The organism is Flavobacterium sp. DSP2-3-1 (assembly GCF_049896865.1).
Lineage (GTDB): Bacteria > Bacteroidota > Bacteroidia > Flavobacteriales > Flavobacteriaceae > Flavobacterium.
Genome location: NZ_JAFCVD010000001.1, coordinates 410,596 through 425,119, shown reverse-complemented (window position 1 = coordinate 425,119; position 14,524 = coordinate 410,596). Strand labels below are relative to the sequence as shown.

Genomic DNA, 14,524 nt, shown 5'->3' with positions numbered 1-14,524 from the left:
AAATTCAACAGAAGCTGAAATGAATTCAGCAGAAGCTGAAATGAATTCAACAGAAGCTGAAATGAATTCAACAGAAGCTGAAATGAATTCAGCAGAAGCTGAAATGAATTCAGCTTAAACTATTTACGGGTGGACCTCGGAGGGAATACAAACTGCCGGAAAACGAAATAACCGTCTCCGCTGTAGTAAAAAAATAAGGGATTTCTTCAATACTGGAGTACAATTGATAAGAGAAATCTTTTGGAGTGGTGTAACTTCCAAAAGAGAATTCACAAACGTAACAATGATCTAATTTGTGGTGTTGGTGCGTTATCTCTGTACCGGTAACATTGTATTTATGGTGGCACTGCTTTTCGGAAAGCTGTTTTTGCAAATGCTCATAGGTGTGCAATGACTGAAACAGCATTGAGAACAAGACTGTAACAATCAGAGAAAGACTTACTATAAGTTTATTCTTTTTCATTCGAGCCAAAGGTAACAAAAACAGGAAAAAAGAAAACCATTTGTCTCACAAAATATATTTTTGCGCAACAAATGGTTTCATTTTAAAAATAAAAATCGATTTACACCAATTTGGCTGCAATCAGATATTCTGCAATTTGTATTGTGTTAGTCGCTGCTCCTTTTCTCAAGTTGTCCGCAACAATCCACATATTCAATGTGTTTTCCTGGCTTTCGTCACGACGAATTCTACCTACAAAAACGTCATCTTTTCCTTGCGCATACATTGGCATTGGGTACGTATAGGTGTCATTATTGTCTTGTACCACTACGCCATCGGTATGATGCAGAATGTTTCGTACTTCGTTTAGGTCAAAATCATTCGAAAATTCTACGTTTACTGCTTCACTATGTCCTCCTACAATTGGCACACGAACTGCAGTAGCTGTAACAGCAATTGTATTATCGCTTAAGATTTTTTTGGTTTCACGAACCAGTTTCATCTCTTCTTTAGTGTATCCATTTTCTTCAAATGAATCACATTGTGGAATCGCATTTCTGTGAATTGGATATTTATACGCCATCTCACCTTGAACACCTGCGTATTCATTTTCCAACTGCTGCACTGCTTTTACACCTGTTCCAGTAATGGATTGGTAGGTAGAAACAATTACACGCTTGATATTGTATTTTTTGTGTAAAGGTGCCAAAACCAATACCATTTGTATCGTAGAACAGTTTGGATTCGCAATGATTTTATCTGCTGCAGTCAATTCAGCTGCATTGATTTCAGGAACGATTAATTTTTTGGTCGGGTCCATTCTCCATGCCGATGAATTATCAATAACAGTAGTTCCTGCTGCCGCAAATTTTGGAGCCCACTCCAATGACGTGTCGCCACCTGCAGAAAACAAAGCAATATCCGCTTTCATGTCTACTGCCGTTTGCATGCCCACTACTTTATATTTTTTACCCTTGTATTCAATTTCTTTACCCACTGATCGCTCAGAAGCAACCGGAATTAATTCTGTTACAGGAAAATTTCTTTCTGCCAAAACTTTCAACATTACTTCGCCAACCATTCCGGTAGCGCCTACAACTGCTATTCTCATCTTATATATTATTACTGAATATTGAATTTGAAGTACAAAAGTAACCAATATTAAAACCAAAACAAGTAGCTTCACAAAAAATAACAAAATGTTACATTTATAACATATGCTGTTAGGGATAATTCTATGGCTTTAGAATTCCATTGCCAATCTGAGAATCTAAGGACTAATTTTCTTGAAGAAAGCACAAAGCAAAACCGCTTCAAATATAAAGCAGTTTCTGAAATGTATACAGAATATATAATGTAGCGAAAATTACTTTTTCAATAAATCTCTGATCTGAATCAATAATTCTTCTTGAGTTGGCCCAACAGGAATAGCTACAACAACCACTTCTTTTTTCTTCGCTTTTTCGGCGGCTCTCAATATTACAAAAACAAAAAATGCAATAATAACAAAGTTAATAATAGCTTGGAGTAAATTTCCATAAGTGATTACAGCAGCCCCAGCCTTTTTTGCTGCAGCCAAATCAGGATAACTGCTCCGATCCAAAGTGATGAATTTTTGGGTAAAATCGATACCCCCAGTTATCAAACCAACGATAGGCATTATAATATCATCTACAGCAGATCCAACAATTTTGCCAAATGCACCAGCAATAACAACCGCAGTTGCTAAACTTAAAACGTCTCCTTTCATCAAAGAAGCTTTAAAATCCCTAAAAAATCCCATAATTTATTTAATTTTAGGGTTACAATTAATCTTTGTAAAATGAATTTAATATAAATTTTACCCCAATTGACCGTCTTTTACCCAATATTTATTTACTCCCTGTAAAATACCCGTTTCACTCGTTGAGAAATACTCGTAAGAATTTCATAGGGAATTGTGTTTAATTTCTGAGCCATGTAAGTCACCGTTGGGCTTTCGCCAAAAATAATCACCTGATCTCCTTCTGCACATTCTATAGCAGTGACATCAACCATCAGCATGTCCATACAAATACTGCCAACAATGGAAGCTTTTGATTTGTTAATTATTACATAACCTAAACCGTTTCCCCAACCTCTGGAAATTCCATCAGCATATCCAATAGGAATCGTGGCAATTTTTGTGGGTTTGTCCGCAATAAATCGTCTGCCATAACCAACACTTTCGCCAGCAGCAATACTTCTGATTTGTGAAATTATCGATTTTAGTGTACCCACGTTTTCCAACTTCTGCTGTTCTTCCGCATCATTAGAAACACCGTAAAGTCCAATTCCCAGCCGAACCATATCGTATTGTGAATCTGAATAATTGCTGATTCCCGAAGTATTCAAAATGTGTCGCAAAGGTTTTATTTGTAATTCTGTCATCAATTTGTGTGATAATTTTTCAAATAAATCAATTTGTGAATTTGCAAAATCCTTGAATTCCAAATCATCACTTGTGGCCATGTGAGACAAAATACTTTTTACTTTAACAGTTTTATTTCCTCTTAAAGTCGCAATCAAATCAGCAATCGTATTGTCCTCAAAACCCAAACGGTGCATGCCCGTATCGAGTTTGATATGTATAGGAAATTGATTTAAGTTCTTTTGTTCTGCAATCTTAAGGAATGCTTGAAGTCCTTTTAAACTATAAATTTCAGGTTCTAATTGATGATGAATAATCGCAGGAAAACTGGTCGTTTCAGGATTTAAAACCATAATAGGCAAATGAATTCCAGCACTTTTCAACGAAATTCCTTCATCGGCGAAAGCCACGCCGAGATAATCCACTTTATGATGTTCTAATAATTTAGCGATTTCAAAACCGCCATTTCCGTATCCAAAAGCCTTCACCATAACCATCATCTTCACATTCGGCTTCAATTTCGATTTAAAGAAATTCAGGTTATGACTAATCGCATTCAGATTGATTTCCAGAACTGTTTCATGTTTTTTTTCTTCTAATAAAGAAACAATTTCTTCAAATTGAAACGTTCTCGCTCCTTTGATTAGAATAGTTTCATTGGCAAAGTCCAAGTTTTGAAAATCAGCGACAAATGCAGCTGTGTTTTTGTAAGTGACACAATGAGCAAATTTATTTTCGTACGCCGAAATGGTTTCACCAATTCCAATAATACGATCAATTTTATTCGAAACAATCAACTGCGAGACTTTAGTATACAATTCGTCATTGGATAAACCACTTTGAAAAATATCCGAAAGAATCAACGTTTTCCTCTTGTATTGCTTCAGACTTTCGAGAAAATCCAACGCTATTTTCAAGGATTGAAAATCCGAGCTGTAACTGTCGTCAATAATACTACAGTTGTTGATTCCGTTCTTGACCTTCAAACGCATTTCTACCGGATACAACAATTCCATTCGGTTTTGAATGGTTTCTTCATCGTATTTAAAATACAACAAAACCATTACACACGAAATTGCATTTTCGACCGATGCCATATCCTGAAAAGGAATTTTTATATCAAAACGTTGCTTACCAAATTGAACATTCAAAAAGGTCTTGTCTAAAGCACTTTTTTTTGAAACAAAAACATCAGCATCTTTGCAGTCAAAACTCCACGAAAAAGTTTTCATTTCGGGATTGATAAAGGTATTGATGATTTCATTTTTATTGTAAATTAAAACTTGAACATGCTCAAAAAGTTTTAATTTTTCCGCTATTTTATTTTCTAAATTTACAAAACCTTCATCGTGCGCAGAACCAATGTTAGTCAGAATCCCAATCGTAGGCTTGATTATTTTCTCCAGTTTTTCCATTTCATAATGAGTGGAAATTCCGGCTTCAAAAATCCCCAAATTGTGTTGCTCATTGATTGCAATCACGGACAACGGAACACCAATTTGTGAGTTGTAGCTCTTTGGACTTCGAATTATGTTGTAATCAGGGCTCAATAAAAAATTAAGCCATTCTTTAACTATCGTTTTACCATTACTTCCCGTCAATCCTATAATAGGGAAATCAAAAAGACTGCGATAGTTTGCTGCAAATTGCTGTAAAGCAGTCAGCGTATTTTCGACAACAAAGAAATTAGCTTGACCTTCACATTCCAACGGAATATGTGTAACCACAAAATTCTGAACGCCAATTGCAATTAAATCCTTAATGTATTGATGCGCGTCATTATTGGCTCCGACCAATGCGAAAAATAAGGTCTGCGGTCCGTTTTGCAAAGAACGGCTGTCTATAGCAATAGCATCAATAGTCAAATCAGTGTTGTTACCAATGAATGTAGCGGGGACATCTTGAATGCTTTTTAGAATTTTCTGGCTCATGGAATTAGAAAGAGATTGAGGTAGATTTTTTATAGAGATTACTTTTTTAATAGTTTGTCTATTTGTAAAACTTCCTCAAAAATAACACTTCTTTTCAAAACGATGACTTAGATCCACTATAATTATGAGCAATTCCGTTTATTTAAGAAAAAGAAACAATAGCAATTGCTTTACTAATTTTCGCAGATTACTTATATTTGTTTTTAGATAAAAATCAGCAGTTTTGAAAAAAATACTCCCATTGTTTTCCTATGTTTTCCATCCGATATTCATACCGGTAATGGCAACAGTATTTTATCTTTTTTATAATGGGACTGATTTTGTAAGTCAGGAAAAACTATTTGTTTTTTTTCAAGTTGCGATTGTAACAGTATTTATTCCTGTCCTGGCATTCCTGCTTTTGCGAGCAACTGGAAATATGGATTCGATTATGGCGTTTAAAATATCCCAACGCAAAATTCCATTAGTACTACATTCTTTTTTGCTTATTTTTTTGGTACGAAAAAGCATTACCATAGACCGATATCCTGAACTGCACTTTTTTTTGTTGGGGGCACTTTTGAGCACAATCTTGGCACTTATCCTTTTGTTTACAAATATCAAAGCGAGCCTTCACATGATAGCAATCAGTTCCTTGACGGTATTTATAATTGGATTAAGTATGCATCTCCAAATTCAGAGTACGTTTACTATTGCAACACTGATTTTGCTGAATGGTTTTGTGGCCTCATCCCGGTTAGAAATGAAAGCACACACCAATAATGAACTGATTTTAGGTTTTTTTCTGGGAGCAATACCTCAGTTGCTTTTGTTGGTTCTGTGGTTATAAAATGTAGAATATGATCCCAAAATTTAAAGATCGCATATCAATGGATTCGTCGTTGACCTTCGCTGACTTAAACAACGAATTCAACCCATAATACGCATATAAATTAATCGTGTTGTAACCCGATGAAATATATGCGCCGTACTGAAATTTATTGAAATCTTTATTTCCAGTAACCGACACTTTACCGGTACTTGCATCATAAACAGACTTATCATACAATAAATAACTAAACTTTATTCCGGTGTAAATTCTCCAAAATTTATGACTTTCATAAGTAGAACTCCTCCATCTGAATTCAACAGGTACATCAACAGAGAATAAGGAGAATTTGTTTTTATTGTACTTTGTGTTCGGATCGATGTAAGCATAAACCGGCCCTGCATCCGTTGGCGAAATAATTAAATTCTGATTGTAATTATTATATGTAAAACCAAAACCCGAAGCTATGGCAATAGTTCTGTTTTTATTAATGGGCATATCTCTCAGAAAACCCGCTGAAAACCCGGAAGAAAATTTATTTTGAGACAAGCCTGTTGGCTTATCGACCAGCGTATTATACGTTATCGCAAAATAAAACTGATCTTCTCTATATAAGGAATCAACTTTTACAATTGGAGCCTCAACACCAGTTGTGTTTTCTTGCGAAAAAACATTAAAAACAAATAAAAGCAGGAAACAACTAAGAACTATTCGCATATTGTTTTTTGTTTTAAAATGGCTTGTTGCGCAAAAATAAAAATTGTGGTTTTTTATTTCTCGTGATCGCTTTACAAATATACCATTTTGTAGTATTTCTTACAGCCAGAAAGCATAATTATTGATTTTTACATCCTTCTCAAAGTTGAATAAAAAAATCCTGCTAAAATTACTTAGCAGGATTGTCATTTTGCAGAGAGGAAGGGATTCGAACCCTCGATATGTTGCCATATACACGCTTTCCAAGCGTGCGCCTTCAGCCACTCGGCCACCTCTCTATTTTATAAGATTGCAAAGAACACGAAAAAAAATGAGTTAGAAAAGTAAAATCTAAAATTATATCATTTCTCCACGTAAAGAAGTTTCAAAAATAGTTTTGAAATCCTTTGCTTCAATATTTTGACCTAACAAATACATTAATTTTGTGATTGCGGCTTCGGTTGTGATGTCTTTTCCAGAGATTACTCCAATTTTCTTCATGCCCGTACTGGTCTCATATTGCCCCATACTGACGCTTCCAGCAGAACACTGGGTAACATTGATAATGTGCAAACCTTCGGCAATTGCTTTCCTTAATAGGTTTAAAAACCAATCCTCTGTAGGTGCATTTCCAGCTCCATACGTTTCTAAAACAATTCCTTTGAGATTTGGAATATTTAGAATAGCGGATAAAACAGCTTCACTGATCCCCGGAAACATTTTTATAATCGCTACGTTGTTATCCAAGTTTTTATGAACCTTGAATTCTTTATTTTCATTTTTATACAGGAATAATTCTGAATTTAATTTTAAATGTACGCCAGACTCCACCAATTCAGAATAATTGGGAGATGTAAATGCTTTAAAATGTTCCGCATTAATCTTTGTAGTTCTATTCCCGCGATATAATTTATATTCAAAATAAAGACATACTTCGCTGATAACTGGTTCATCATTGTTTCGTAAAGACGCAATTTGAATGGCGGTGATTAAGTTTTCTTTGGCGTCTGTACGTAAATCTCCAATCGGTAATTGCGAACCGGTAAAAATTACGGGTTTCGATAAATTTTCAAGCATAAAACTCAATGCCGAAGCCGAATAGGACATCGTATCCGAACCATGAAGCACAACAAACCCATCAAATGAGATATAGTTATCCTCAATAATGATCGCAATTTTAGCCCATTTTTCAGGATTCATATTCGAGGAATCAATTGGATTTTCGAAAGAAATGGTTTCTATTTCACAATCCAATTGTTTTAATTCCGGAATACGCTGTAATAATTTACTAAAATTGAAGGCCGTGAGCGCTCCCGTCTCAAAATCTTTCCTCATACCTATGGTTCCACCGGTGTAGATTAAAAGTATTTTGGCTTTATACAACATCGTGATATTTTAATTTATTGACAACCGGATTCGCATACATAGCCAGAAAACCGTCTAAGGCAACTGGATTATCATGATCTATCCGCATTTCAAGTCTGCGTTCGAATAATGATTTTTCATTTTCGGTATACAAATGCGAAAAGCGATTGATCTTGTTTACAATATCATAAGCAATAAAATTCGTAGGCCACAATTTATAATTGCTCAATATGGCATCGTCAATCACTTGTGCCAATGCTAATATTTGCTTGTTGCAATTACCATTCTCGGCGCTTATTGAATCAATTTCAGCGTCTAGAACCTTCCCAACATGGATATGGATTCTTTTTTTCTGACCCAAAGCTCCACTAAGAATCGTCATGAAATCTTCGTTTTTTTCTTTAATGTACACTTCATTATTGGCCTCAGCCATTAATTGAGGCATTTTCAAAGCATCCGTTGGATCGTATTCATACGAAATGGAAACCGGTACAATTTTTATTTTCTTGAAATAATCCATCAAGTTCTTTTCATCAGAACCCATTCCAAGCATTTTCAAAACACCAGGATTGGTCTCGTCATTGCCGTCTTTTGTTCTTCCTTCGCGTTGAGCAATCCAGACAGAGCGGTTTTCATGCAGCAATAAATTACCAATATATTCCGACAATAACTTTGAACTTTGCAGCATTTCTCTTGGCGTTAAGCCACGTTGCACCAGAAAGTTCCGATTCAGTTTTGCTAACGTATTCAAAAATGCTTTTTTGACTAAATTATCGCCAATTGCTGAAGCAGTCATCACTAAACCATGCTCAAATAAAGCCGTGTTCAACAAAGTTGTGTCTAAAAGAATATCGCGATGATTGGATATAAATAAGTAAGAAGTATTAGGTTGTAAGTTTTCAAAACCGCAAGTAGTAAGTCCTTCGGAGCTTTTTTCTAAAACTTTTTGAACCGATTTGTAAATGAAATTACATTGAAAATCACGTATGGAATGCGTTTTTCGAAGTTGTTCTTTCCAAACTTCATCTGCAACATCGGGGAAAGTAAAATTCATCAATGCTTTCATCATTGGATGATTAACAACATTCTGAAGTGCTTCGTTTATTTCAGAATCATAAAATGGCCGAATAGCGTCAAATTTCTGCATTTTGGTTCTCAATTTTTGTGTGGGCAAATGAACAAAAAAAATATTAAAATAAGGTGAATTCCAAATTTAAATCCCAAAAATAGCTTTCGAATTCTCCGTGGTTATCTCCGCAATTTCATTTGCCGAAAGGCTGTAAATCTGGGCTAGCTTCTCTACTACGTTTAAAATATAGCTACTTTCATTCCTTTTACCTCGGAAGGGGACTGGCGCTAAGTAGGGAGAATCTGTTTCCAGAACAATGTGTTTAAGTTCAATTTGGTTCAGGAACTGGTCGATTTTTCCGTTTTTAAAAGTCACCACACCACCAATGCCCAACTTCATGTTATATGAAATCGCTTGTAATGCCTGCTCATACGTTCCAGAGAAACAATGAAAAATACCAAATAATTCAGGTGATTTTTCTTCCTCTAAAATTTCAAAAATTTCGTCGAAAGCTTCTCGGCAATGAATCACAATGGGTAATTTATACTGTTTCGCCAACTGAATTTGTCTTTTGAAAGCGATTCGTTGCTGTGGCAAATGGGTTTTGTCCCAATACAAATCGATTCCAATTTCGCCTACGGCGTAAAATTTTCTTCTGGCCAATTCGTTTTCTACATGTTGAAGTTCTTCCAAATAATTATCTTTTACATACGTTGGATGTAAACCCATCATTAAAAAAATAGTATTTGGGTGATTTTTCTCCAATTCATACATGGATTCTGTACAGGTAGAATCGATTGCGGGAATAAAAAAACGCGAAACACCGGCATCAATGGCGCGTTGTATCATTTCGTTTCGGTCTTGATCAAATTCCTCTGAATATAAATGAGTATGCGTATCAGTAATGGTCATAGTTGCTTTCAAGTGTAAAATTTAAGAGTACAAAATTACATGAATAAATGTTGTCGAAAAAATGGTTTTAAAAAGATTCGTACAATTCCTTAAGCAACTCCGCGTATCTTTGTAAACAGTTAAAAATTACTGAAATAAATTCAGCATAAATGAAAAACCTCCACGATATTCTCAAAAAAGAAAACTACAGAAAAGTAAAATTTAAAATCACTAAAACGCAACATCTTTTGATAAAAGCAAAAATAAATGGTGTAACAGGAAATTTTATTCTGGATACAGGAGCTTCAAACAGTTGTGTGGGATTTGAAAGTGTCGATTTATTTTTATTGGACGCAAAAAAATCAAAGACGAAAGCCGCTGGTGCGGGAGCAACCGGAATGTTTACGCAACTGGCTTTGAAAAATCAATTGCGGCTTGGTTCCTGGAAAGATTCTAATTTCGAACTCGTTATTTTTGATTTGTCACATGTAAATGAAGCGCTAACACAACACAAAGCCAAACCTGTTAATGGTATTATTGGCGCTGATATTTTGATGAAAGGGAAGGCGATTGTCGATTATTACAACCATTATTTGTATTTGCTAAAATAGAAAATCCTGTTTAGAACATACTAAACAGGATTCTTTTATATTCTAAAACCTTAGAATTACAATTCAAACGCTTTTTTAGGATTGTTGTCTAACAATAATTCCATTGGGTTTTCTAAAGCTTCTTTCACAGCAACTAAGAATCCAACTGACTCACGACCATCAATAATTCTGTGATCATAAGACAAAGCCACAAACATCATTGGGTGAATTTCCACTTTTCCGTTTACGGCAATTGGACGCTCAATAATATTGTGCATTCCAAGAATTCCCGATTGTGGAGGATTGATAATTGGCGTACTTAGCATACTTCCAAAAACACCACCGTTAGTAATTGTAAAGGTTCCACCAGTCATGTCATCCACTGTGATTTGTCCGTCACGTGCTTTAAGCGCTAATCGTTTAATATCTGCTTCAACACCACGGAACGTTAAGTTTTCCGCGTTGCGAACCACAGGAACCATTAATCCTTTTGGTCCTGAAACCGCAATTGAAATATCGCAAAAGTCGAAAGCGATCTTATGATCACCATCCATCATTGAGTTTACATCTGGGAATAATTTTAACGCTCTGGTTACTGCTTTCGTAAAGAAAGACATGTATCCTAAACCAATTCCACCGTGTTTAGCTTTGAATGCATCTTTGTATTCATTACGAATCAAGTTGATTGGCGTCATGTTTACTTCGTTAAAAGTAGTCAACATGGCCGTTTCGTTTTTAGCGGCAACTAATCTCTCAGCCACTTTACGACGCAACATCGATAATTTAGTACGCTCCGATCCACGAGAACCACCTGTAGGAGTTCCCATTGAAGGCACAGCATTTACGGCATCGTCTTTAGTGATTCTTCCGTCTTTTCCAGTTCCAGTTATGGAAGCTGGCCCTATATTTTTCTCGTCTAATATTTTTCTTGCTGCCGGAGATGGAGTTCCTGAAGCATAAGTCGCTGCTGGAGCTGCCGCTACCGGAGCCGCTTTTGGCGCTTCTGCCTTAACTTCAGCTTTTGGCGCTTCAACTGTTTTTGTAGCTTCGGCAACTGGTGCATCTCCTGCTGGTTTTGCTCCGTCCGTATCAATATGACACACAACTGCTCCAACTGCTACTGCGTCGCCTTCTTCTGCTTTTAAAGTAATGATTCCGCTGGCTTCTGCTGGCAATTCTAAAGTTGCTTTATCAGAATCAACTTCAGCAATTGCTTGGTCTTTTTCTACATAATCTCCGTCTTTTACCAACCAAGTTGCAATTTCAACTTCCTTTATAGATTCCCCTGGTGATGGGACTTTCATTTCTAAAATCATGTTCTATTATTTTAAATTATGAATTTTAAATTTTAAATTGTTCTCGAACAACCTGTGTTTATTGTATGAACTGTTTTTTAGCCCTGATTGCAGTGAAAATCCTTTTTATTTTTTTTTAAAAATAAAAAGATTGCAACGTAAAGCAGGTTCCCGGCTCGTAAAAATAATTATTTTAGTGACATTGCTTTGCTACGTCGCTAGCAACGCCTCGCAATGACTATCTAAATAAATTTTTATCAAAAACCATTCGCAAAGCATCGGCCTGACGGCGTTTTGCTCTTGTGTAACTTCCTGCTGCCGGAGCCGCGTATGCTTTTAGTGACGCCAATCTCCATTTTACTAAATCGAAATTCATCAACATAAAGCTGTACGCCCCCATGTTTTTTGGCTCTTCTTGTGCCCAAACATAATCGTCAGCGTTTGGATATTTAGCAATAATCTCTTTTAATTGTTCTACCGGCAATGGGAATAATTGTTCGATTCTAACGACCGCGACATCATTTCTACCAAGATTTTCTCTTTCGGCAGTAATATCATAATAGAATTTACCGGTACAGAAAACTAATGTTTTCACCTCGTCTTTATTCACTGTTTGGTCATCGAATGTTTCCTGGAAAGATCCGTTTGCAAATTCTTCAACGGTAGAAACCACTCTTGAATCACGCAACAAACTCTTTGGTGTAAAAACAATAAGCGGTTTACGGAATGTTGTTTTCATTTGTCTTCTCAACAAGTGAAAGAAATTGGCTGGCGTTGTACAATCCGCAACGTACATATTATGTCTGGCGCAGAGTTGCAAGTAACGCTCCATTCTGGCTGAAGAATGCTCTGCTCCTTGTCCTTCATAACCGTGAGGCAATAGTAAAACGATTCCGTTCTGGGTATTCCATTTGTCTTCTCCACAAGAGATATATTGGTCAATCATAATTTGGGCTCCATTACTGAAATCTCCAAATTGTGCTTCCCAAATGGTTAATGTATTTGGGTTTGCCAAAGCATATCCATAATCAAATCCTAGAACTCCGTATTCAGATAACAGTGAATTGTAGATATTGAATTTTCCAGTTGTTCCTTCTAAATTACTTAGTAAAGTTACTTCTTCTTCTGAATCTTCGACTTTTACAACGGCGTGACGGTGAGAAAATGTCCCACGCTCCACATCTTGTCCGGAAATACGAACATCAAATCCTTCTTTTAAAAGTGAACCATACGCTAAATGTTCGGCCATAGCCCAATCTAGCTTATTTGTTTCGAAAAACATTGTTTTTCTGTCGTTGATCAGTTTTTGTATTTTGCTGATGAATTTTTTGTCTGAAGGTAAGTTACAAATTACGTTTGCTACCTCAGTAAGTCCTGCCACAGGGAAAGTAGTATCAACTTTTTTCAGCATTTCCACATCAGAGACTTGTTCAAAACCTTTCCATTCATTTTTCATAAACGGTGTGATGATAGTTAAATCCTTTTTACGGGATTCTTCTAAGTTTATCTCCAAGTTTGATTTGTATTCTTGCTCCAATCCTTTTACAAAAGTGGAATCAATTACTCCGTCAGCAAGTAATTTCTCCATATAAATGTCTCTTGGATTTTTGTGCTTTGCAATAATTTTATATAATACAGGCTGGGTGAAACGAGGCTCATCACCCTCGTTATGTCCGTATTTTCTATATCCTAATAAATCGATAAACACATCGCGACCAAATTCCATTCTGTAATCCAATGCAAATGACATTGCGTGAACTACGGCTTCCGCATCATCCGCATTTACGTGTAATACCGGCGAAAGCGTGACTTTGGCAACATCCGTGCAATACGTAGAAGAACGCCCATCAAGGTAATTAGTCGTAAATCCTACCTGATTGTTGATTACAATATGAATTGTACCTCCGGTTTTATAACCGTCTAATTGTGCCATTTGCACTATTTCATAAAGAATTCCCTGAGCAGCAATCGCGGCATCTCCGTGAACGGCGATTGGCAATACTTTTGAGAAATCGTTAGGAAAATATTTGTCTTGTTTTGCTCTTGTGATTCCTTCAATTACTGCACCTACAGTTTCTAGGTGCGAAGGATTTGGCGCTAAATTGATATTAATTTTTTTACCGGTACTAGTAACTTTATCAGCGGTAAGTCCTAAATGGTATTTTACGTCTCCGTCAAAATATTCCTGGTCGTAATCTTTACCATCAAACTCTCCAAATATGTCTTGGGTTGATTTGCCAAAAATATTGGCCAAAATATTTAGTCGGCCACGATGTGCCATTCCCATTACAAATTGTTCCACTCCTTTTTCTGCTGCTTTTTCTATCAAAGCATCTAAAGCCGGAATGATTGATTCTCCACCTTCTAAAGAAAAACGCTTTTGACCTACATATTTTGTATGCAAGAAGTTTTCAAAAGAAACGGCTTGGTTCAGTTTATTCAGAATTGATTTTTTTTCATCCAAAGAAAATTTAGGCTGATTGTCATTGACACCTAACTTTTTCTGAATCCACTCCACTACTTCCGGTTTACGGATATACATATATTCCACCCCGATGTGCTGGCAGTATATTGTATCAAGATGCGTTATGATTTCCTGAAGCGTGCAAGGCTGAATATTTATCACCTTTGCGGCATCAAAAACGGTGTTCAAATCTGCGGAGGACAGTCCAAAATTTGTGATTTCTAGCGTTGGTGATGATACACGTCTTTCTCGAACCGGATTTGTTTTAGTAAACAAATGACCGCGAGAGCGATATCCATCTATTAATTTCAATACGTTGAATTCTTTTTGAAGCTTTTCAGAGATCAAACTTACATCTGTATTATTAGAGGCAAAATTTGCTATTTGTTCCACAGGGTTTTCCTCATTGTAAGTTGTCATCCCAAAGTCAAAACCTTGAAAAAAACTTCTCCAACTTGGCTCCACGCTGTCTGGATTCTCTAAATATTGATCGTATAACTGTGCGAAAAATTCTGTGTGTGCTGCGTTTAAAAATGAAAACCTATCCATAATATTTAGTGAATATACCTTTTTTGTTAAAATAG

The 14,524-nt window shown here is 36.1% G+C and carries 12 protein-coding genes and 1 tRNA gene; 2 read left to right on the top strand and 11 right to left on the bottom strand.

The window, feature by feature from the left end; translation table 11 throughout:
* Positions 1-109: 109 nt before the first annotated feature.
* The 4 genes from ACP7AT_RS01970 to ACP7AT_RS01955 form a co-directional block, all read right to left on the bottom strand.
* Entirely contained in the window at positions 110-463 is a 354-nt protein-coding gene (locus tag ACP7AT_RS01970; protein ID WP_426062682.1) for a hypothetical protein, read from the bottom strand.
* Between the two features lie 100 nt (positions 464-563).
* Positions 564-1,553 carry an aspartate-semialdehyde dehydrogenase gene (locus ACP7AT_RS01965; RefSeq protein ID WP_426062681.1) on the bottom strand — a complete coding sequence of 330 codons (990 nt, stop codon included), beginning with the start codon at positions 1,551-1,553 and terminating at the stop codon, positions 564-566.
* A gap of 255 nt (positions 1,554-1,808) precedes the next feature.
* A complete protein-coding gene (mscL, locus tag ACP7AT_RS01960; protein ID WP_426062680.1) occupies positions 1,809-2,225 on the bottom strand; it encodes a large conductance mechanosensitive channel protein MscL in 417 nt (138 codons plus the stop codon).
* Between the two features lie 92 nt (positions 2,226-2,317).
* Positions 2,318-4,762: a bifunctional UDP-N-acetylmuramoyl-tripeptide:D-alanyl-D-alanine ligase/alanine racemase gene (locus ACP7AT_RS01955; protein WP_426062679.1), complete on the bottom strand. Its 2,445-nt coding sequence runs from the start codon at positions 4,760-4,762 to the stop codon at positions 2,318-2,320.
* A 223-nt stretch (positions 4,763-4,985) separates the two neighbouring features.
* On the opposite strand from ACP7AT_RS01955, the gene ACP7AT_RS01950 reads away from it, so the two are divergent.
* Positions 4,986-5,591 (top strand): hypothetical protein, encoded by a 606-nt coding sequence (locus ACP7AT_RS01950; RefSeq protein WP_426062678.1) that lies wholly within the window; start codon positions 4,986-4,988, stop codon positions 5,589-5,591.
* Here the strand turns inward: ACP7AT_RS01950 and ACP7AT_RS01945 are convergent.
* The 5 genes from ACP7AT_RS01945 to ACP7AT_RS01925 all read right to left on the bottom strand — a co-directional run bounded on the left by ACP7AT_RS01945 (position 5,586) and on the right by ACP7AT_RS01925 (position 9,612).
* Positions 5,586-6,287, bottom strand: a complete 702-nt coding sequence (locus tag ACP7AT_RS01945; protein WP_426062677.1) for a porin family protein — start codon at positions 6,285-6,287, stop codon at positions 5,586-5,588. The genes ACP7AT_RS01950 and ACP7AT_RS01945 overlap by 6 nt on opposite strands.
* 193 nt (positions 6,288-6,480) lie before the next feature.
* Positions 6,481-6,565, bottom strand: a tRNA-Ser gene (locus tag ACP7AT_RS01940).
* A 58-nt stretch (positions 6,566-6,623) separates the two neighbouring features.
* Positions 6,624-7,652, bottom strand: coding sequence for an asparaginase (locus ACP7AT_RS01935; RefSeq protein WP_426062676.1), 1,029 nt, complete (start codon positions 7,650-7,652; stop codon positions 6,624-6,626).
* A complete protein-coding gene (locus ACP7AT_RS01930) occupies positions 7,642-8,778 on the bottom strand; it encodes a 1-acyl-sn-glycerol-3-phosphate acyltransferase (RefSeq protein ID WP_426062675.1) in 1,137 nt (378 codons plus the stop codon). Before ACP7AT_RS01930 ends, ACP7AT_RS01935 begins: the two co-directional genes overlap by 11 nt.
* Positions 8,779-8,844: 66 nt before the next feature.
* Positions 8,845-9,612 carry a TatD family hydrolase gene (locus ACP7AT_RS01925; RefSeq protein ID WP_426062746.1) on the bottom strand — a complete coding sequence of 256 codons (768 nt, stop codon included), beginning with the start codon at positions 9,610-9,612 and terminating at the stop codon, positions 8,845-8,847.
* Between the two features lie 149 nt (positions 9,613-9,761).
* On the opposite strand from ACP7AT_RS01925, the gene ACP7AT_RS01920 reads away from it, so the two are divergent.
* A complete protein-coding gene (locus ACP7AT_RS01920; RefSeq protein WP_426062674.1) occupies positions 9,762-10,202 on the top strand; it encodes a retropepsin-like aspartic protease in 441 nt (146 codons plus the stop codon).
* Between the two features lie 56 nt (positions 10,203-10,258).
* On the opposite strand, the gene odhB is transcribed toward ACP7AT_RS01920, so the two are convergent.
* Together odhB and ACP7AT_RS01910 are read right to left on the bottom strand one after the other, a co-directional pair.
* Positions 10,259-11,497 carry a 2-oxoglutarate dehydrogenase complex dihydrolipoyllysine-residue succinyltransferase gene (gene odhB / locus ACP7AT_RS01915; protein ID WP_426062673.1) on the bottom strand — a complete coding sequence of 413 codons (1,239 nt, stop codon included), beginning with the start codon at positions 11,495-11,497 and terminating at the stop codon, positions 10,259-10,261.
* A gap of 217 nt (positions 11,498-11,714) precedes the next feature.
* Entirely contained in the window at positions 11,715-14,489 is a 2,775-nt protein-coding gene (locus ACP7AT_RS01910; RefSeq protein ID WP_426062672.1) for a 2-oxoglutarate dehydrogenase E1 component, read from the bottom strand.
* Positions 14,490-14,524 lie beyond the last annotated feature (35 nt).